Raw genomic sequence first — 18850 nt, 5'->3', positions numbered from 1 at the left:
ATGAATAGTAGTATATCATACAACGGTGGGAAATACAGCCAGTCAGTAGAATGTCAAGTCCCAACTTCAATCAGGATTTGCCGAGCAGCAGGGACAGTATTCCTGCCGCAATCAGTGGTCCTACAGGGACTCCTTTGAATAGGGCAACCCCAAGTACGGTTCCAATAAGTAACCCAGCAACAACGGTTGGTTGCGTGCTCATGAGCGTAGCGCCCCGTCCACCCAGATAAGCCACCAGTAAGCCCACACCTATGGCGAGCAGTGATTTCCAGTGAAGGAAAGACTCCCCGATCGTCTGCAGACTCATCTTGCCGCTGGCAAGGGGCGCCATGACCCCAATTGTCAAGATGATAATGCCAAGCGTAAGTCCGTATTTTTCAAGCCAGGGAAAGGCTTGGTTCACATTCAATACACGTAACAGGAGCAAAAATACCATGGCTACGGTCACAGGTGTATTGCTGCTGATAATACCAAGTGCTGCAAACACGAGCAACAGCAAAGAGGTCATATCCATGGATTTCAATTCCCTTCAGCCTGCCCGCGTTGCCGACTTACGATATGCTCCGCAATATATTTTCCATGCCAGCGACCGGATTCGATGAATACTTCATTGGCATTGCGTCCTGAGGCGATAACTCCGCCAACGTAAACTCCTGGTACGCTGCTTTCCATCGTTTCCACATTGTACACAGGTTTGTCCAGGTCATCTGACATTTCAACGCCGACGGAAGAAAGCAGTTTGCGGTCCGGACGGAAACCGGTCAAAGCAAGAACGAAGTCGTTATCAAGTTCACTTGTTGATCCATCTGCATGAAGCAGGCGAATGGAATCATCCAAAATCTCATTAACACGTGCACCGAGATGGAGCGTAATGCGGCCTTTCTGAACCATGCTCTCAAATAGAGGGCGTACCCATGGCTTGATATGCTCGGACAGACCCGTACCCCGATATACCATGTCAATATGGGCGCCTACACGGACGAGTTCCATTGCTGCATCCACGGCGGAATTACTGCCTCCGATGATTGCAACACGTGTACGGGTGTAGGGATGTGCCTCCCGGAAATAGTGAGTAACTTTATCTTTGTCTTCTCCCGGAATACCGAGGTAATTCGGGTGGTCGAAGTAACCTGTTGCGACAACGACATTGCGTCCCTGATGAACAATGCTTTCCCCGCGGCGGTTGACCGTATGTACTTCAAAGGTTGCATCGTCTCTACGTTTGATTTCGCGGGCTTCCTCATAATTATGAACACGCAGGCCGAAGTGTTCGGCTACTTTGCGATAATAGGCGAGTGCCTCGTAGCGAAAAGGTTTGTCGTTTGGCGAACTGAACGGGACATTTCCGATCTCGAGCAGTTCCGCTGTGCTAAAAAATTGCATATGGGTTGGATATAGATAGATGGATTGTACAATATTGTACTTCTCTACAATGACAGCTGACAGACCCAGCCGTTCACATTCGATGGCAGCAGATAGACCACAAGGTCCTCCACCAATGATAATTACATCTTCCATGTTCTTACTCCTCCTTCATTCAAGCAATATTATCCTACCGTAAATAGTCATGTAATGCCAGTTCACGCCAGGAATTGACGGAAGAAAATTCCGAATAACAGGTTTGACTTTGCTGATAGAAAAGATTAACATCAAATTAGATATTTATCTAAACGAAAGAGGCGACGCCCATGCAACTGGAGAAAATTGTGGCTTACCACAAAGCCTTGGCTGATCCTACCCGGCTTCGTATGCTGTTATTGCTGTCTGAGGGTGAACTGCACGGACAGGCACTTGCCGAGAAGCTGAATCTGTCACAGCCCACAGTTACTCATCACGCATCCAAGTTGAGAGAAGCGGCATTGATCAAGGAACGGAGAGAGAAAAATACGGTGTACTTCTCCCTCAACCCATCCTTTATACGGGAGCATGCTCAGGCTTCCGTTGACTTTATTTTTAAAAGGGAGGAGGCAGCCGATATGAGTGATGTTAACGAAACGCTAAAAGCATCGGTCATGCGAAATTTCTTTTCCAAAGATGGACGCTTGCGTCAAATTCCTGCCCAGTACAAGAAGAAGCTGATCGTGCTTGGTCATCTGGTTGAACAGCTTGAATTCGGACGCAAGTATACGGAGAAAGAAATCAATGAATTTATACGTAAGTACCATGAGGATTTTGCCACCATTCGCCGTGAATTCATCATGCATCAATTTATGTATCGGGAAGATGGGATCTACGAGCTTAATCCGAAGGAAATGTGGACACGCTGGGATCAGGTCAAATAACGATTATAATAAAAGAAATGAAAGCAATGAAATTAAAACAGGCAGGCAGCATATAATTAGGCTTGACAAAAGCAGAGTATAGTGTGTAACATGTTGGATAAATCTACAAGGGAGGCGATGTTATATGACAAACCTAACGGCAGTATACGTTAATTTGAATATGGACAGCGTCTCCAGAACGGATCAAAGCATGTAAGTGTATGTGGATTGGACAGACATGTCCATATTCGCGTAGCGTATGATTACATGTGCAGATGAAGTCACGGGTGACGCACCCGTGGCTTTTTTTGATTATCGGAAAAGAAGGGTGTCCTGTATGGCATGCTGCAGGTTGTTAAACTATACGTTCTGCGGATTTTGCATATAGGAGAATCTTGATTCTGTTAACTTCGAATTGCCGCGGGTGGTCTATATCACTCGTGGCTTATTTTATTTGCGTTTAATCCGATCTGGAGGGCTCGTTCGCATCAATGGTGGGTAGTTATAAAAACATAATTTAGGAGGAAACTCAATTTGAACAATGACTTGGAGAAGTACGGCTGGTCTGCTGAATGGCAGGAATTTTGGCAGCAATCCGGGATGGAACAGCAAATGAGAAAACCTGCGCGAGTCATAGCTGACCACGGGCAATTGCAGCGTCTTATTACAGCAGGTGGCGAATGCTGGGGAAGGGTATCGGGACGTATGCGTCATGACAACCTGGAGACAGGGACACTTCCTGCAGTAGGGGATTGGGTAGCAATTACGGGAGAGCCCGGAGAAGAGGCAACCATTCACGGTATTCTCTCAAGGAAGAGCCGAGTATCGAGGCAGGCTGCCGGGTCCGTAACGAAAGAGCAGCTGATTGCTGCAAACGTAGATACGTTGCTGATCGTCGCAGCGCTTAATCATGATTTTAACCTTAGACGGTTGGAGCGGTATATTATGATGGCTTGGAATGGAGGGGTTAGACCTGTCATCGTTTTGAGCAAGAGTGATCTATGCACTGATGTAGAGGAAAAAAGGGCGATGGTAGAGGGAATTGCCCCTGGTATTGAAGTGCTTGCGCTGTCGGCTGCTGAGGATTATGGAAAAGCTTCACTTGAAATTTATCTGCAACCAGGGACCACAGTAGCCTTGACAGGCTCTTCTGGGAGTGGCAAGTCTACTCTTGTCAACTGGATGATGGGACGGAATGTGCAGCTTACCCAATCCGTTCGAGAGGACGACAGTCGGGGAAGACATACGACTACCCACCGGGAGATGTTCGTTTTGCCCCAAGGGGCTGTGCTCATTGATACACCTGGCATGCGTGAACTGAACCTATGGGATGAAGGCAATGATGGACTTTCCCAGGCGTTTGGTGAAATTGAACAACTTGCTGAAGCATGCAGATTCGTGGACTGCAGTCATACACGTGAAGCGGGCTGTGCTGTTATCGAAGCCATTCAAAATGGGTCTCTGGAAGAAAAAAGGCTAAACAATTACCTGAAAATGCAGAAGGAATTGCAGTATCAGCAGCGGAAAGAAGCAGTTGCTTCCAAGCGGCGGACTGCTACAAGCAAACCTGCGAATTCGCGTAAACCCAAACATGCCCGGAGAGTAAACGATTGGGAAGAGGCTTAAATTAGGCGGGCATCCTCAAGGCTTAAGCATAGAATAGGTCAGGAGGGATGTCGTGATGCCGGAATACAGAATTATTGTGGATCTGTCCGATCACATGTTATATCTTCTAGATGGCGATCAGGTAGTTAAAGGGTATCCTGTAGCAACAGGGAAGATGCTTACTCAGACTCCGAGCGGGGAATTTACCATTGTCAATAAACAACCCAACCCGGGTGGACCCTTTGGTGTGATGTGGATGGGGTTATCTAAACCTCATTATGGCATCCATGGGACGAATGAACCTTCGTCCATCGGCAAGTCTGTATCCCATGGATGTATCCGTATGTACAATCCAGACGTGCTGGATCTCTCTTCAAAGGTATCTGTAGGCACAAGAGTAACGATCCGGCCCTAGTGGCAGATCGTTACTCTCTCCTAAATTGGACTTGTGGATGGATTTGGTATATGGAATCATCATGCTTATAATATTGTACAATCACTACAATCTGAGAGGTAGGTGAGTGTTCGTTGGTACAGATCAGACAAGCCCGTGAAGGGGATGCAGAAGGAATTGCCCATGTACATACGGAGAGTTGGAAGACGACATATCGCAATATTGTACCGGATGATTTTTTGGATCATTTGACTACGGAGACAAGAATATCCCAATGGGAGCAAACCATACGCTCTGACGAAAAAAATCAGATTCTGATGGTGGCTGAACAGCCGGACGGGAATATTGTCGGATTTGCCTGCGGAGGAAGGGAGCGCGAAGGTAAGCTGCCTTATGATGCGGAGTTATATGCCATTTATTTGCTGGAAGATGTACAACAAAAGGGAATTGGTCAGCAACTGGCCGTGCATGTTGTTCGGTATCTTCATTCTCTGGACATGAAGCGTCTGTTGATCTGGGCATTGGAGCGAAATTCGGCATGTCGTTTTTATGAAAAGATGGGTGGAAGTCCTGTCCATACACAACCCATACGAATAGGAGGGCAAGATCTGATTGAGATAGCCTACGGCTGGGAGAATCTGAATGATTTTGCCAGACAGGAGGCGCCTCCATCGGGATAGTAGAGTCTGAGTGACGCGTTTGCGAAATCTTTAATCAGGTTAATGAAGTACTACACTTCTTATAGAAGAAGAACATCTAATCTTGATTAGGAGGCGCATCCAGATGACTTTAATGGAGAAAACATCTGCAACTTGGACCAAACAGTATATTAATGGCGAATGGGTAGAAGGCTCCGGTGAGAAAACGATGGAGAATATGAACCCTTATACGGGCGAAGTGATTGCAACCTGGCGTTCTTCCAGTAAGACGGACATAGATCGGGCATACGAAGCTGCCCAAAAAAGCTCATTAGAATGGAGAAAGTCCCTGCCAGGTATAAAAGAAGGCATATTGCGTAAAGTGTCATCCTTAATGACCGATCGCAAAGAAGAAATTTTGAATCTGCTGATTACAGAATCGGGGAGTACGCGTATTAAGGCAGAAGCTGAGTTTGCCGCAGCGAAACGTATAGTGGATGAAGCGGCTTCGTTTCCCTACCGAATGAAAGGTGAGCTGCTTCCTTCAAACACGCCAGGCAAAGAAAACCGAGTCATTCGCGAACCCAAGGGTGTGGTCGGAGTTATTGGACCATGGAACTTCCCGCTCCATTTGTGTCTTCGCTCCGTTGCCCCGGCCATTGCGCTTGGAAATGGTGTAGTTATTAAGCCGGCATCGGACACGCCGATTACAGCAGGCTGGTTGATCGCGGATTTATTTCATCAAGCCGGATTACCTGAAGGTGTTCTGAATGTGGCTGCCGGAAGTGGCGGTGAAATAGGAGATTATTTTGTTGCTCATCCCATTCCCAAGGTAATTTCCTTTACAGGATCGACCAAAGTCGGGCAGGGGATCGGTAAACTGGCAGGAGAACATTTGAAAGAAACAGCGCTTGAGCTTGGCGGCAATAATGCAATGGTGGTACTCGAAGACGCAGACATTGAACGAGCCGCCGAGGCTGCGGTTTTTGGCAAATTTCTTCATCAGGGGCAGATTTGCATGGCGCTAAACCGGATCATCATACATGCCGATGTATATGACCAATTTGTCAAGACGTTTGTGGACAAAACGAAGCGCATCCGGACAGGGGACCCTTCAGATTCTGCAACGATGGTAGGTCCCCTCATTCGTGAGAAAGAGGTACAACGCTTGCTGGAATGGATCCAAACTGCTCAGCAAGATGGAGCGCGTTTGCTTCTAGGCGGGACCGGTAAGGGCAGTGTGTTGGAACCGACGGTGCTTGTGGATGTCAAACCTGAACAGGATATTGTCCAACAGGAACTGTTTGGTCCGGTGGCCGTCCTCATGCGTGCAGTGGACGAGCAAGATGCTGTCCGTCTGGCGAATGATACACCATATGGATTAAGTGGTTCTGTATTTACGAGCAATCTGGAGAGAGGTTATCGGGTAGCTCAGAGTATTGAATCCGGCATGGTGCATGTGAATGACCAATCTGTAAATGATGAGGCTCATGTCATGTTTGGCGGTGAAAAATCTTCCGGGATTGGCCGCTTTGGTGGCGATTGGGCCATCGAGAAATTCACACGTACCCGTTGGATCAGTCTGCAGCACCAATACCGGGATTTCCCTGGCATCAATTAAACCGATCATTCGAGATAGATCGACATGGAATGCGGAAGTCCGCTCCTGGCTTGAGGTGGCGGGCTTTTGCACGTTTTTACATCACGAATTTGGACGTGAAGAAATCCGAGGAAAAAGCTGTTTGGGGCTCGTCCAATCTGGTTATTTATGGATACACGGGAGTACCGATCCGTAAATCCAAAGGTAAAGGGGCTTGAATTCCATGTCCATTGACCGTTTTATTTTGAGAAAATTGAACACTTGTCAGGAAGAGCATACACGTGCCAATCTGGTACGGCTGTTTGTCATTCGTATCCGCAGAGCCGAGATCGCAGAGGAGCATGAGACTACGTATGCAGTCAGCAAAGTGCATTAAAATAGATAGAGGAATCTTGCCTTCATCAAAAAAAGGAAGCTTGTCTTCATGGACAGCTTCCTTTTTCCTTGCATATGCAATTTCTTTACCGACTCTGCTTTAATACAGCGACAAGGCTAGAGAGTCATTTTCACTGCGGCTGTGCAGAATGGCCTCACAACCGACAATCTCAATACTAATCAAAGAGTGCAGACATTTTTGCAAAGCGCGTTTACCATTACTGATTTTATGCTCAAGGGCACTGCTAAGCAGTCTTAATGTCTTTTGCATAGGTTGTTTGTTTTCTTGATTGAAATATACAGGGATTGATTTGTTTTGAAAAGTTATTAGTGTTCTCACTAGAAATCACCTCACGAGAGTTATTTCATACTGGTTATATTAAATTCCAATGCTTAAAATTACCTTAAAATCAGCTTATGAAAACATAAAGGTGTGCAATGTTTGAAAAGTGTTCACAATTGGATTGTGGACGAAGGAATAGGAAGTCCCGAATATGAAATGTTCTCTCCCATTTATATGGAAGAAAAAGAAGTGTTTTCGCATCCTCGCAACCATTAACGTGAATAATGCCTCAAAAGTTCTGAGTCCATTGGACGATATTTTAATATTTATGTGGGTCATATGTAACAAAAATAGAGGTTGTACATTGCAAACAGGGTGTTAATGTAAGAAAATAGGGTTGGAATACCGATTCATCTGCATTTTTTTGATTTAATTTGACATTAGGACAATATACATATGAGACCATGGGAGGGATTATGATGATTCTTACCGTGTATTCCGGCCGGGAGGAAGGTGAATGGTTCGATATTGAAGTCCCGGATGAGTGTACGATTGAACATTTAAAAACATTGCTGGGGGTGCGGATCTTTGGACAGGCGCCTGGTGATGGTATCCAGTACATCCTTGAAGCCAAATTTCCCGAAGGTCTGTGGTTCTCTCCGCAGAACTCGCAGCAGCTGATGGAAACGGGCCTGCGGCAAGGAAGCTGTGTACGGGTTCAGCGGGCATTCTCAACCACTACGGAAGAAGCACCTGTATACGGAAGACGTTCGTTATTTCAGCAGGACAGCAACGAATGAGCCCGCTTGACGTATACAATCATTATCGAACCAATTATAAGGAGGTCTTCTCTTCGTGAATGTGTTATATCAACGTTCTCCAAGAATGACACCGGTTCTTAAGGAAGAAAGGCTGGAGATTCTCAGACCTCCAACAGAACCGAGCAAACCTACGTTTTCAATGATTTCTATTATAATACCGATCATGATGACGATGGTCAGTATCGGATTCTACGTATATATCAACATGACGGGCAAAATGGGCAACCCCAATTATATGATGTTTCAGATGATGACTGTCATGATGATGCTTACGTCATATACCATTCCGTTCTTTGTGTATCTGAGTAACAAAAAGACGTATCGCAAAAAAATTGAAGAACGTAAGGCCATGTACCGAGCCCAACTGGATAAGCACCGTGAAGAGCTTAAGGAAGCTCAGGCCGAGCAGGTTAAGAGCCTGTACGAGATTCATGGAGATCCCAATGTTTGTCTCCAAGTTGTGAAGAATCGCAACAGCTCCCTGTGGGAGCGTTCACCGGAAGATGACGATTTCTTGCAGGTACGGATTGGTACGGGAGAAATTCCGTTTCGAATTAAACTGCAGGTTCCGCGAGTGGATGGTTATGAAAAAGATGAATTAATCGAGGCAGCTCATGAACTTGCAGCAGAGTTTGAGACGGTCCCCGATGCTTCCATTACGCTCCCGCTGTTCCAATCGAAAGTGATGGGATTGGTAGGGAATCGGGAGGAAGTGCTTGCTTCCCTACGCGTCATCATTTCACAACTTACGGTGCGACATTCGCCTGATGAATTGAAGATTGCTGCCTTTTATGAAGAGAAAGAAGCGAAAGAATGGGACTGGCTGCGCTGGTTACCCCATATCTGGGATGAAGATCAGGGACAGCGCTTTATGGCCGACAGGCACAGCGGTGCGCATCAATTGGCGGACAGCTTGTTTTCCGTGTTAAACCGCCGCCGAAACAACAAAGAGGACCGATACAAAAAAAGTGTGCAGACTCCATGTTATGTGGTGGTTCTCTCGGATACGCAGCTTATTGAAGAAGAGCCTCTTCTTCCATTATTGCTTGAATCTGCACAGGAGATCGATGTGTGTACCATTATTTTGGCAAACCGCAAGGAATCCCTTCCGATGCATTGTCAATTGATCATGGAAGCATCCAAAGGCAAGGGCGTGTACATCAAAAAAACGGAAGATGCTGACGTTATACAGCAGACGTACACACCAGATGTGATATCAAAAGAGACCGCTGAGGCACTCTCGCGTTACATGTCTCCCATTCGGCTGAAGCGATCTTCCGCTTCGGACATCCCGCAAATCCTTCCGTTATTTGATATGCTTGGCACCTCACGTGTTGAAGACCTGGATGTAATCACCCGTTGGGGCCAGACGCGATATCCGGATACGCTGCCTGTACCCATGGGCGTGCGCGCAGGTGGCAAGAAAATTGCCATTAACTTGCATGATAAAATTGAACGTCAGGGTCACGGCCCACACGGATTGATCGCAGGTACGACGGGTTCAGGTAAAAGTGAGGTCATTCAGTCCATCGTGGCTTCCCTGGCTGCCGAGTTCCATCCCCATGACCTGGCCTTTATGTTGATTGACTACAAAGGAGGCGGGATGTCCAATACGTTCGTAGGCTTGCCTCACGTGGTGGGTACGATTACCAACCTGGATGGCAACCTGATTGAACGGGCCAATATCTCACTTCGGGCCGAATTGGTCAGAAGACAGAAGATATTGAATGATGCCGGTAACCTTCAGCACATTGACGAATATTACAAGATTTTACGTTCCAGACATGAACAGCCACTGCCTCATTTGGTCATTATTATTGATGAGTTTGCCCAATTGAAGCGGGACCAGCCCGAATTCATGGATGAGTTGATTAGTATTGCGGCTATTGGCCGAACACTGGGTGTCCATCTGATTCTGGCAACTCAGAAGCCGGCAGGCGTAGTGGATGACAAAATATGGAGTAACTCCCGTTTCCGCATCTGTCTTCGTGTACAGAGCGAGGGAGACAGCCGGGATATGATTAAGATCCCTAATGCAGCATGGATTACCAAGCCGGGCCGCGGATATTTCCAGGTCGGCAGTGATGAGGTATTTGAAGAGATGCAGTTTGCCTGGAGTGGTGCGCCTTACAACCAGCAGGAGGACACAACGACTGTACTGCCTGTCATGGAAGTGCGGCTTAACGGTAAGAGAGAACCGCTTTTAACTGGCGAACGCAGGGCAGTCCTCAAAGGCGAAGATGTTCCTAAGCAACTACAGGTCTTCATCGATTATGTGGCACAGTCTGCCGCAGATGCAGGAATCAAAAGATTGCCTGGTCCATGGCTGCCTCCCCTTCCAGAGACGCTGGAATGGGACAGTCTAGCGGATTGGCAGGATGAAGAGCACAGAGAGCTGCTGCTTGACGGCGGAGCAAGTGGCTTGAAGCCGGTGGTTGGTCTGCTTGATGATTTGCCTAACCAGCGTCAGATGCCTCTCGCACTCCCCGTAGATCAAGGACATTTGATTGTGTACGGCATGCCTGGTTTGGGTAAAACGACGTTTGTCCAGACTTTGCTGATGTCACTCGCACGTTCTCGTCGTACGGATCCATGGCATGGATACATTATTGATATGGGACGGATGATGAAGGACTTTACAGGACTGCCGCAGATCGGTGGCGTTCTGATGGCCGAAGAGGAGGATCGGATCAAGCGTCTATTCCGGTATATTCTGAAGCTGTCAGCACAGCGCAAAGATATGATCTCGGAGGCAGGGGTTAAAACGATTTCGGCTTATCGTCGTACAGCACATGCAGCTGTTCCACAGATTGTTGTTGTAATTGATGGTTATCTATCATTCCGCAATGCTTATCCAGAAGAGAATGAACTGCTGGAAACGATTCTTCGTGAAGGTGGAAGTCTTGGAATTACGTTCATTCTGACTGCGAATCGGGTGACAGATGTCTTCGAGAAGTTCAGAAGCAACATACCAAACGCGGTCTCCTTTGAACTATCCGATCCAAGTGACTATTATTACGCAGTTGGACGGCCTTCCAAGGCACCAAGCCAGCTTCCACCAGGCAGAGGTCTTGTAAAAGGACAGGTACCACCATTAATGTTCCAAGCGGCTTTGCCATCGTCCGGTGAGGATGAAGGGAAACGTTCGTCTGCTCTCCGAGGGTTGATCGCAGAGATTCGGGATAGCTGGACAGGAGAAGAGGCTCCACAGATTGCTCCGCTTCCTGAAGAAGTGAAGCTCAAGGATTTACTTGTAAGTACGGGGGCATTTGCTCAAGCAGGAGAATTTTCGACGGTCAATGTTCCTGTAGGCTTGTTGACAGATGATCTCGAGCCTTTCTTGCTGAACCTGCGTGAAGGTCCTCATTTTATGGTCACAAGTCCCATGGAGGGCGGTAAAACAACATTTTTGTTGACATGGATGTTATCTCTGGCGTATCATGCTTCTCCTGAAGATGTGCAAATATATACGGTAGATATGAGATATGGTACCGGAGGACTGGGAGAGATCAGCAGTTTGCCCCATGTCCGCGGACATGTGTCTCGTGAAGAACAGCTTGCGCCTGTGATCCAACAGTTGTACGATGAAGTTCTAAAAAGAGGCGAGTTAAAGGCTGGACCGGAGATCGTGCTTGTCATCGATGATGCGGATACTCTGTCCAAACAGTTGAATGATTTTAATGTGAAAGATCAATTGGGAGCGATTGTTCGTCAAGGACGGGATCGCGGGATACATGTTATACTTTCGGGTGTTCCAGCTGATTTCCCAACGTTTGGTTCAGACTGGGTAAGTGATGTGAAGGCTTCCCAGAGTGGATTGTTGTTCGGGACTTTAGACCCTAACGATCTCTCGTTCTTCCGTATTCCTTATACCGAATCTGGAGGTAGTTCAGCTGGGCTGAAGGTACTGCCACCAGGTCAAGGTTATTATGTTAAACGCAAATATTCCAGGGTTAAAGGTGCAGTTCCTTGCGATGACACCTGGAAAATGACAGATTGGATTTCTGAAATTCGTGACCGATGGCATGTTGTAGTTTGAGGGGAGGTGGCTCATAATGTTGACGGTTCATGATTCCAAGCAAAAGGTAGTCACTTTGCAAATAAAAGAACTTTTTTTCCTGGCCGGGATTCTCGGTTCAGACCGATTGCTTGGCGTTGAAGACCCCTTCCGTGGTTACATGGCAGAAGACATCGCTGTGGAATGGGAGCACGTCAAAACTTCTCTGCTCGAAAAGGGATATTTGATTCAGGATCAGGACAGCAATGAGCTGATCATGACACCGACCGTTTTCTCCAGAGTGGCCATTGCTGGATTGTCAGACAGGGCTTGCTGGATTCGCTACACATCCAGTGGCACTTCGTATGAAAGTTATATCCATTGCACGGACGAACGGGTCGTTGAAGTTTCCCGTGTTGCTGATGAACCGGACTCCTTCCGGTTATCCGATCTCGGGAACGTTCGTGAAGCGATTGACTTCCTGATTCAAAGGATGAAGTGGAGTGGCCATTCACCAGCGGAGAAGCCGGCATTGATGTGCTCCAAGAAAAAATTCTATGATGTTATGAACGAGCTTAACAACAAAGAAGAATCTGCAGTTGCTGATGAACTGGCACAGGAGACGAACGATCCGGAAGGTTCGCTGGCTCTTGCACGTTGTCTGGTTAACAAAGAATCAGACGGTGAACTGCGATTGCTCGTATGGAACGGAGAAGGTTGGAAGTCACAGTCAGCAGCATTCGCTGCTAGCTCTGTATCCAACTGGTTGTTCCGCATGAGTACAGCCGCTTCGGATGATTGGCTTGTAGCGGCGCTTACGACGAGAGAACAGTTTCACGAGATGCTGCTGGACTGGCTTAAACAGCCTGCAGGGGAAGAGGAAAGGTGATGGTAAATGCGCATTCGTGTGGAACCGGATGTGCTTCGGGCACTGAGCAGGCAGATTCAGTATGCGGCGGAGCAAATACAGCAAAAGATGACAGTGTTGGAACAGGCAATTCATTCGCTGGAGTGGGATATTGAGGCCCGGGCTGCGGTGATGAGTGAATGGAGTCACAGCAAGCGACTTGGCGAAGATGCGGTGCGTCGTTTTATGGACTTAAGCGTGCAATTGGGACGCAAGGCCTTGTTATTCCAGCAGGCAGACATGGAGTATCGTACAGTGCTGAGTCATGTGAACACAGCCTATGGCAATGCGGTCAATATGCTTAACGTTCTAGAAAACAATCGTGTAGGGGAAATCATGCCTACACACGCCGCAGCTGCTGCTGTAGTATCCGATCCCCTTTCCGCGGTGGCGGCAGTATACCGGGTGCAGGATGCTGCGCCGCCCGACGGTTCTCCGGCTACATTGATCCAGGCGATGCAGCCTGAACCTGTAGCGTGGAGATTCACAGATCCCACCTTTCGGGGGAGAAGAGGAACCGAACCTGTGGTATCCTGATTAGGCAGTTTACAGAAGTACGAAATAAGGACAGCAGAAAGTGAATTATTTTATGTAAATAGTCTGTTAGGGGAAGTTTCAATCACCAAAAATGGGGTAAATAGGATTAGGTCCTTCGGCTTTTGTTCGATCGATCCTGGTATAGTACAATTTGAACAAGCAAAAAATTTAATTGCACAAACCAAGGAGGAAATTACACATGGCAGGACGCATTTTAGTTACCCCAGAACAACTTGATCAGGTTTCCAACCAATTCAAACAAAGCGGTGAGCAAAGTCAGCAAATCGTTTCTACATTGACTCAATCCATCACCAGCATGGAAGGCCAATGGGAAGGTATGACGAAACAACGCTTCTTCCAGGAGTTCCAGGAAGCAAGCAAACAAATGCAATCATTCGTTCAAACGCTGAACAGCATCAGCGCGGAACTGACGGCTATTGCCAACAAATTCCGTACAGCTGACCAAGCTCGCTAAACTGCTTTACATAGATCAGGCCGATGTCATGTCTGACCCGGCACTGGATCGTACGCAGGCAGCAAGCTGAAGATGTATAACTACAGCAAAAACCGGGCGTTTTACGACTCCCGGTTTTTGCTGCACTATGACAGAATGACAGAGAGAGGGATGAGCATGTCTTTTCAACCGAATCCCGGGGATGAAGTGGTGATCAATGACATTGCCTATACCATTGGGCAGCACCCGGTTGCGCCCGGTCTGGCATATGCCCAAGCCGGAAGGCAAGGGATCGTTTACCAGTTAATACCCCGAAATGGTTCAATAAGTGGGGCCAAAGCACTAAAAGTATTTTTCCCTAAATTCCGTATCCCGGCTATGGTCTATCAGTCTGAGCATATGGAGCCTTATAGTGAACTGCCAGGTTTGCAGGTATGCAAGCGTGATGTGCTCACTCCGGAAAGAAACGGAGCGCTCATTGGTGAACATCCCGATTTGTTATACGCGGTTATGATGCCGTGGGTGCAGGGTCTGACCTGGTTTGACGTGATCAGTGATCAGAAACAGCTGACTGCAGAAGAAAGTCTGAAGTTGGCTAGAGCACTAGCAGGGACTGGTTCGGCCATGGAGCAACGAGGACTTGCTCATTGTGATTTGTCCGCACCCAATGTGATGATTCCGTTTTTTTCCGAAGTGGAAAACCTGGGAGCCCCATCCGCGGTTGAACTTGTCGATGTAGAGCAGATGTACGGTTCCAAAATGGATCGTCCAGATGCTCTGCTTGCCGGTTCACCTGGTTATGCAGCTCACCGGGCAGTACACAGTGGTTTGTGGAGCTCATATGCCGATCGTTTTGCTGGTGCAGTTATTATCGCCGAGATGCTGAGCTGGTCTGATTCGACCATTGTGGAGAAAGCATGGGGAGAAAGTTATTTTGACCAGCATGAAATGCAAACGGTGAGTGAACGCTATTTTGCTATGCGGGATTCACTCCAGAAACGATGGGGTTCCAAAATATCCGATCTGTTCATCCGTGCCTGGGAGAGTCACGATTTGAGCAGCTGCCCAACATTTGGTGAATGGTTTGTTGCCTTGGCATCAGCTAATGCCAGTCAGGCGGAAGCGGCCGGAGTGAAGGAACCTGAGGACCAAGCAGAAGATGCGACAAATGTAGAAGCGGCGAGCCAGAAAGTCGCAAGTGCACCGGATACTGGCGTAGCAGATTCGAAGTCAGCTAATGGACATCATTCGTCCACGTCGATACCTGAAGTGGCTCCTGGACAGGAAGCTGTGGTAAACAGACTCTTCCTGCAGGCCCGAGCTCTTGAGGATGAAGATAAGCCTGCAGCAGCCCTGGAAGTATACCGTTCGCTGTATCATTTCATTCCGGCAAACAGTGCGATGCAGATGGAAGTTGAGGCTGCCATCAACGGGCTGGATGCGAAACTGAATCCCAAGGAAGAAGCCGCACAGCCTGTCCGCGTTCCTTTTTACAGATCCAAAAAGTTCATGATCTCTTCCGCTGTCCTTATTGTATTGCTGGCCGGTACCGTGCCGACTGTCAAAATTTTGGCTGATCAGGCCGAAGTCAAGCAGCAGGAGGAACAAGAAGCAGCAAGACTGGCGGAGATCAAGGCTGCCGAAGAAGCAGAAGCTGCAAAAGCTGCTGCGCTGAAGCAAAAGGAAGAAGAGAAAAAGAAGCAGGAGGCCGAAGCGGCGAAGCTTGAAGCCGAGGAAAAGCAAAAACTGGCTGAAGCACAGAAAAAGGAAGAAGAACGGAAAGCTCTTCAGGCAAAATACGATAAACAGGCAAAATATGAGGCTTATCTCGCAAAACAGGAACAGCAGAAGAAAGAAGCAGCCAAGAAGGCGCTGCAGGAGAAGTATGACAAGCAGGCGAAGTATGAAGCTTACCTGGTCTGGAAGAAAGAGCATGATGCTCAAGTAGCGAAGCAGGAAGCGGAGCGCAAGGCAGCGGCTGAAGCTCAGCGCAAACTGGAAGCGCAAAAAGCAGCCGAGGAAGCTGCTCGCAAGGCTGCACTCAAGAAAAAACGTGCACAGAACGTAGTTACGCTGATTGCTCACTATAACAAGGCGTATAATGCGCAAATAGGTAACAAGACCGAAAACGCATTGTCTTATGCCCGTGATTTTAAAAATTTGTATAACACGGATGCCTCATACTTCAAAGGGGTAGGCAAAGTCGCAGCGCGAATGAGTGCAATTAATAAATTTTTGAGCAATAACAACTATAATCTTCCCAACTTGTAAATTATGTGAACGACGGAGGTGGCTCAGGCCCAGATGAACTATACAATACAAGCATCCCAGCGCACACCCGCACTTATTATTTATCTCATTGATATCAGTGCCTCCATGAATATGGTTCTGGAAAACCGCAGACGGATTGATGTCGTCTATGATGCCTTGGCCCTGGCCATACGCCAGATGGTGTTTCGCTCAACCAAAGGAAATCGATTGACACCTCGCTATCGGATTGCCATCCTTGCATACAGTGATGACGTCTACGACTTGTTGAATGGAATCAAGGGAATCGACGAAATTGCAGCGGTTGGTTCGTTGCCGGACCTGACACCTAAACGTTTCTCGGATTCGGCCAAAGCTTTTCTGCAGGCAGAGAAGATTCTGCAGGCTGAAATACCGAACATGCAGGATTGTCCCGCGCCGCTGGTCTGTCATATGACGGATGGCGTGGCTACGGGCGAAGATCCGGAACCCATTGCCAAACGGATTATGGGCATGAGTGTGCCTGATGGCAATGTTCTCGTTGAAAATATCTTCATATCCGATCACCTATTGGAAGGTCCTATTCCTGAACCGAGAAGATGGAAGGGGATATCACCGGAAACCGTTCTTAAGGATGAGCATGGAGAGAAGCTGCGCAATATGTCTTCGGTTCTGCCTGAAAGTTACCGTGAAATGCTTGTCGAGGCGGACTATTTGCTCGCACCCGGTGCATTGATGATGCTGCCAGGCACATGTGCAGAACTGGTGTCCATCGGGTTTCAGATGTCTGCTGCTACGCCTGTGAGATAGGAGGGGATTATTTGAAAACGATGCGATTGGCAGCATTGCCTGCTGGTGAGAAAGGAAGCCAAGGAAAGCAGCGTCGTGGAATCTTTCGTTATGTTAGCGCACAGACCGGAGAACAGCCGCTTACTCGTTATCAGGGTGCTTTTAAGTGTCGCTATGGCTATGGAAGAGCTGCAGAGACGGTTCATCAGGGGGATTCGGGTCAAGACTTTGCTGCCGTTCGCATGGACGGAAATGTATGTACGTTCGTCATGTGTGATGGCGTAGGCATGAGTTACCTTGGTGATTTTGCCGCGCGTTTTCTGGGCAATGCGCTCCTCGAGTGGTTGGAAACAACCTCTAATCCTACGGTAGAAGCGGTGGAGCATCTGCTTCAGGAACTGACCGTTCCCGCATCGGAGCAGCTGAAGAAAATTCAGCCACTGGACAACTCGCCCCTGCTTTTACGCGAAGTGTTAATGGAGAAGCGAAGCAGAGGCAGCCAGGCGATGTATGTGTGTGGTCGAATTGAGCTGTCTCGCGGTATGGGGAAAAGTCGTATCTGGATGGCTTGGCAAGGTGATTCACGCATACGTCTATGGCGCAATGGTCAGGAACAATCCGGAGCTTTTCAGAACCACTGTCGGACGAATGAACGCTGGTCAACCCTGGAAGGGCCAGTTGGAGGCAAGCCTCATATTTATGAGGCGAAGCTATCTAATGAACCGATTCGTCTGCAGCTGTACACAGATGGTTTGAATGATCTGGATGCCATACAGGCATATATCCCGGATGAACACATTCAGGTACTGCTGGATGCTGCACACACCGGGGGGCTTGAAGATGATGCCGCTTTCATTGAGCTGGAATGGTAGAAGTACTACTTTCGAAAAGTCATTCGTCTTGAGTATGTTTAATTAGCGGTAAAAATCAGCTGAGAAAAAACTTGTCGTTATTGATTTAAAAGGCGCTCTTTTTGGGTAATCTTGTGAAGAATCTACTTAGTTAGCATGCTGCATCATGCTGATACACAAGTCTTGGATGTACATTCTTACATAATTGCTGAGAAGGAGTGGAATGGAGCATGACACAACATAACGACAAGTCTCGGTTTGCAAACAAAATAGCTATCATTACTGGAGCCGGTTCCGGCATTGGTAAGGCAACTGCATTAAAATTGGCGAATGAAGGTGCTCACGTTGCATTGTTTGATCTGGTGAATGATCGGATCTCTCAGACGGAAGCCGAAATTAATGCCGTACATCCAGGTGCTGCACGTGCATTCGATGTGGATATCTCCGATCCGGCCCGAGTGGAAAAAGCGGTGCTGGAAACGGTGGAGTTGTTCGGCGGATTGGACATTGTGTTTGCCAATGCAGGCATTAACGGTGTCTCGGCTCCAATTGAGGAAATTCAGGTGGAGGATTGGCAGCGGATCATTACAACCAATCTGGATGGCACCTTCTTTACAATCAAGTACGCTCTCCCACATCTGAAGAAACGCGGCGGGGGAAGCATTGTTATTACGAGTTCCATTAATGGTAACCAACGGTTCACCAGCTTTGGGATGTCGGCATACAGTACATCGAAAGCGGGACAGGTTGCCTTTTCGAAGATGGCTGCGCTGGAATTGGCCAGGTTCAAAATCCGGGTTAATGTTATATGTCCGGGAGCCATCGCAACCAATATTGATCAGAGCACGGTAAAAACGGATGAATTGCACCAAATCGTTATTCCAATGGAGTTCCCGGAAGGGGAGCAGCCGCTCGCAGATGGCCCTGGTCAGCCGGAGCATGTGGCCAATCTTGTCGCCTTCCTGGCATCGTCTGAATCCAAACACATTACGGGTGCAGAGATTGTCATTGATGGCGCCGAATCGTTGCTGCGTTAATACGCTTGATCCAAAGTAGTCGTTCCTCTGGAACGGCTTTTTTTGTTATAATGC

The 18850-nt window shown here is 47.8% G+C and carries 19 protein-coding genes; 16 read left to right on the top strand and 3 right to left on the bottom strand.

Annotated features, from left to right (window positions below):
- Positions 1–70 precede the first annotated feature (70 nt).
- Entirely contained in the window at positions 71–514 is a 444-nt protein-coding gene (locus tag CHI14_RS07045) for a DUF441 domain-containing protein (RefSeq protein WP_095287669.1), read from the bottom strand.
- Between the two features lie 5 nt (positions 515–519).
- The gene (locus CHI14_RS07040; RefSeq protein WP_095287668.1) at positions 520–1518 is read right to left on the bottom strand and encodes a YpdA family putative bacillithiol disulfide reductase; all 999 of its coding nucleotides are present in this window, start codon (positions 1516–1518) and stop codon (positions 520–522) included.
- A 170-nt stretch (positions 1519–1688) separates the two neighbouring features.
- Between CHI14_RS07040 and CHI14_RS07035 the strand changes: the two genes are divergently transcribed.
- The 7 genes from CHI14_RS07035 to CHI14_RS29885 all read left to right on the top strand — a co-directional run bounded on the left by CHI14_RS07035 (position 1689) and on the right by CHI14_RS29885 (position 6874).
- Positions 1689–2282 (top strand): DUF2087 domain-containing protein, encoded by a 594-nt coding sequence (locus CHI14_RS07035; RefSeq protein ID WP_095287667.1) that lies wholly within the window; start codon positions 1689–1691, stop codon positions 2280–2282.
- Positions 2283–2861: 579 nt separating this feature from the next.
- Positions 2862–3887 (top strand): ribosome small subunit-dependent GTPase A, encoded by a 1026-nt coding sequence (gene rsgA / locus CHI14_RS07030; RefSeq protein ID WP_095287790.1) that lies wholly within the window; start codon positions 2862–2864, stop codon positions 3885–3887.
- A 55-nt stretch (positions 3888–3942) separates the two neighbouring features.
- Positions 3943–4281, top strand: a complete 339-nt coding sequence (locus CHI14_RS07025) for a L,D-transpeptidase (protein WP_095287666.1) — start codon at positions 3943–3945, stop codon at positions 4279–4281.
- A 113-nt stretch (positions 4282–4394) separates the two neighbouring features.
- Entirely contained in the window at positions 4395–4940 is a 546-nt protein-coding gene (locus CHI14_RS07020; protein ID WP_095287665.1) for a GNAT family N-acetyltransferase, read from the top strand.
- 103 nt (positions 4941–5043) lie between these two features.
- Positions 5044–6519, top strand: a complete 1476-nt coding sequence (locus CHI14_RS07015; protein ID WP_095287664.1) for an aldehyde dehydrogenase family protein — start codon at positions 5044–5046, stop codon at positions 6517–6519.
- A gap of 29 nt (positions 6520–6548) precedes the next feature.
- The gene (locus CHI14_RS29890; RefSeq protein WP_170948037.1) at positions 6549–6716 is read left to right on the top strand and encodes a hypothetical protein; all 168 of its coding nucleotides are present in this window, start codon (positions 6549–6551) and stop codon (positions 6714–6716) included.
- Between the two features lie 5 nt (positions 6717–6721).
- On the top strand, positions 6722–6874 hold the full coding sequence (locus tag CHI14_RS29885) for a hypothetical protein (protein WP_170948036.1): 153 nt from the start codon (positions 6722–6724) through the stop codon (positions 6872–6874).
- Positions 6875–6973: 99 nt separating this feature from the next.
- On the opposite strand, the gene CHI14_RS07010 is transcribed toward CHI14_RS29885, so the two are convergent.
- Positions 6974–7213, bottom strand: coding sequence for a hypothetical protein (locus CHI14_RS07010; RefSeq protein WP_095287663.1), 240 nt, complete (start codon positions 7211–7213; stop codon positions 6974–6976).
- A gap of 422 nt (positions 7214–7635) precedes the next feature.
- On the opposite strand from CHI14_RS07010, the gene CHI14_RS07005 reads away from it, so the two are divergent.
- From CHI14_RS07005 to CHI14_RS06965, 9 genes are all read left to right on the top strand, one after another.
- On the top strand, positions 7636–7956 hold the full coding sequence (locus tag CHI14_RS07005; protein ID WP_062326145.1) for a hypothetical protein: 321 nt from the start codon (positions 7636–7638) through the stop codon (positions 7954–7956).
- A 55-nt stretch (positions 7957–8011) separates the two neighbouring features.
- On the top strand, positions 8012–12016 hold the full coding sequence (gene essC, locus CHI14_RS07000; protein ID WP_095287662.1) for a type VII secretion protein EssC: 4005 nt from the start codon (positions 8012–8014) through the stop codon (positions 12014–12016).
- A 16-nt stretch (positions 12017–12032) separates the two neighbouring features.
- Positions 12033–12863, top strand: a complete 831-nt coding sequence (locus CHI14_RS06995; RefSeq protein WP_095287661.1) for a hypothetical protein — start codon at positions 12033–12035, stop codon at positions 12861–12863.
- Positions 12864–12869: 6 nt separating this feature from the next.
- Entirely contained in the window at positions 12870–13418 is a 549-nt protein-coding gene (locus CHI14_RS06990) for a WXG100 family type VII secretion target (protein WP_095287660.1), read from the top strand.
- A 199-nt stretch (positions 13419–13617) separates the two neighbouring features.
- Positions 13618–13893: a WXG100 family type VII secretion target gene (locus CHI14_RS06985; RefSeq protein WP_017689071.1), complete on the top strand. Its 276-nt coding sequence runs from the start codon at positions 13618–13620 to the stop codon at positions 13891–13893.
- Positions 13894–14049: 156 nt separating this feature from the next.
- Positions 14050–16143: a protein kinase family protein gene (locus CHI14_RS06980; protein ID WP_095287659.1), complete on the top strand. Its 2094-nt coding sequence runs from the start codon at positions 14050–14052 to the stop codon at positions 16141–16143.
- Between the two features lie 33 nt (positions 16144–16176).
- On the top strand, positions 16177–16929 hold the full coding sequence (locus CHI14_RS06975) for a vWA domain-containing protein (RefSeq protein ID WP_095287658.1): 753 nt from the start codon (positions 16177–16179) through the stop codon (positions 16927–16929).
- A 20-nt stretch (positions 16930–16949) separates the two neighbouring features.
- Complete coding sequence (locus tag CHI14_RS06970; protein ID WP_249281039.1) at positions 16950–17780, top strand: protein phosphatase 2C domain-containing protein; 831 nt, start codon at positions 16950–16952, stop codon at positions 17778–17780.
- A gap of 209 nt (positions 17781–17989) precedes the next feature.
- Positions 17990–18796, top strand: coding sequence for an SDR family oxidoreductase (locus CHI14_RS06965; protein ID WP_095287656.1), 807 nt, complete (start codon positions 17990–17992; stop codon positions 18794–18796).
- The last annotated feature ends 54 nt before the right edge of the window (positions 18797–18850 follow it).

Origin of the sequence: Paenibacillus sp. 7516 (assembly GCF_002272715.1) — a bacterium.
GTDB classification, from domain to species: Bacteria; Bacillota; Bacilli; order Paenibacillales; family Paenibacillaceae; genus Paenibacillus; species Paenibacillus illinoisensis_A.
Note: the sequence above shows the minus strand (reverse complement) of the source record. Positions and strands in the feature narration are given on the sequence as shown.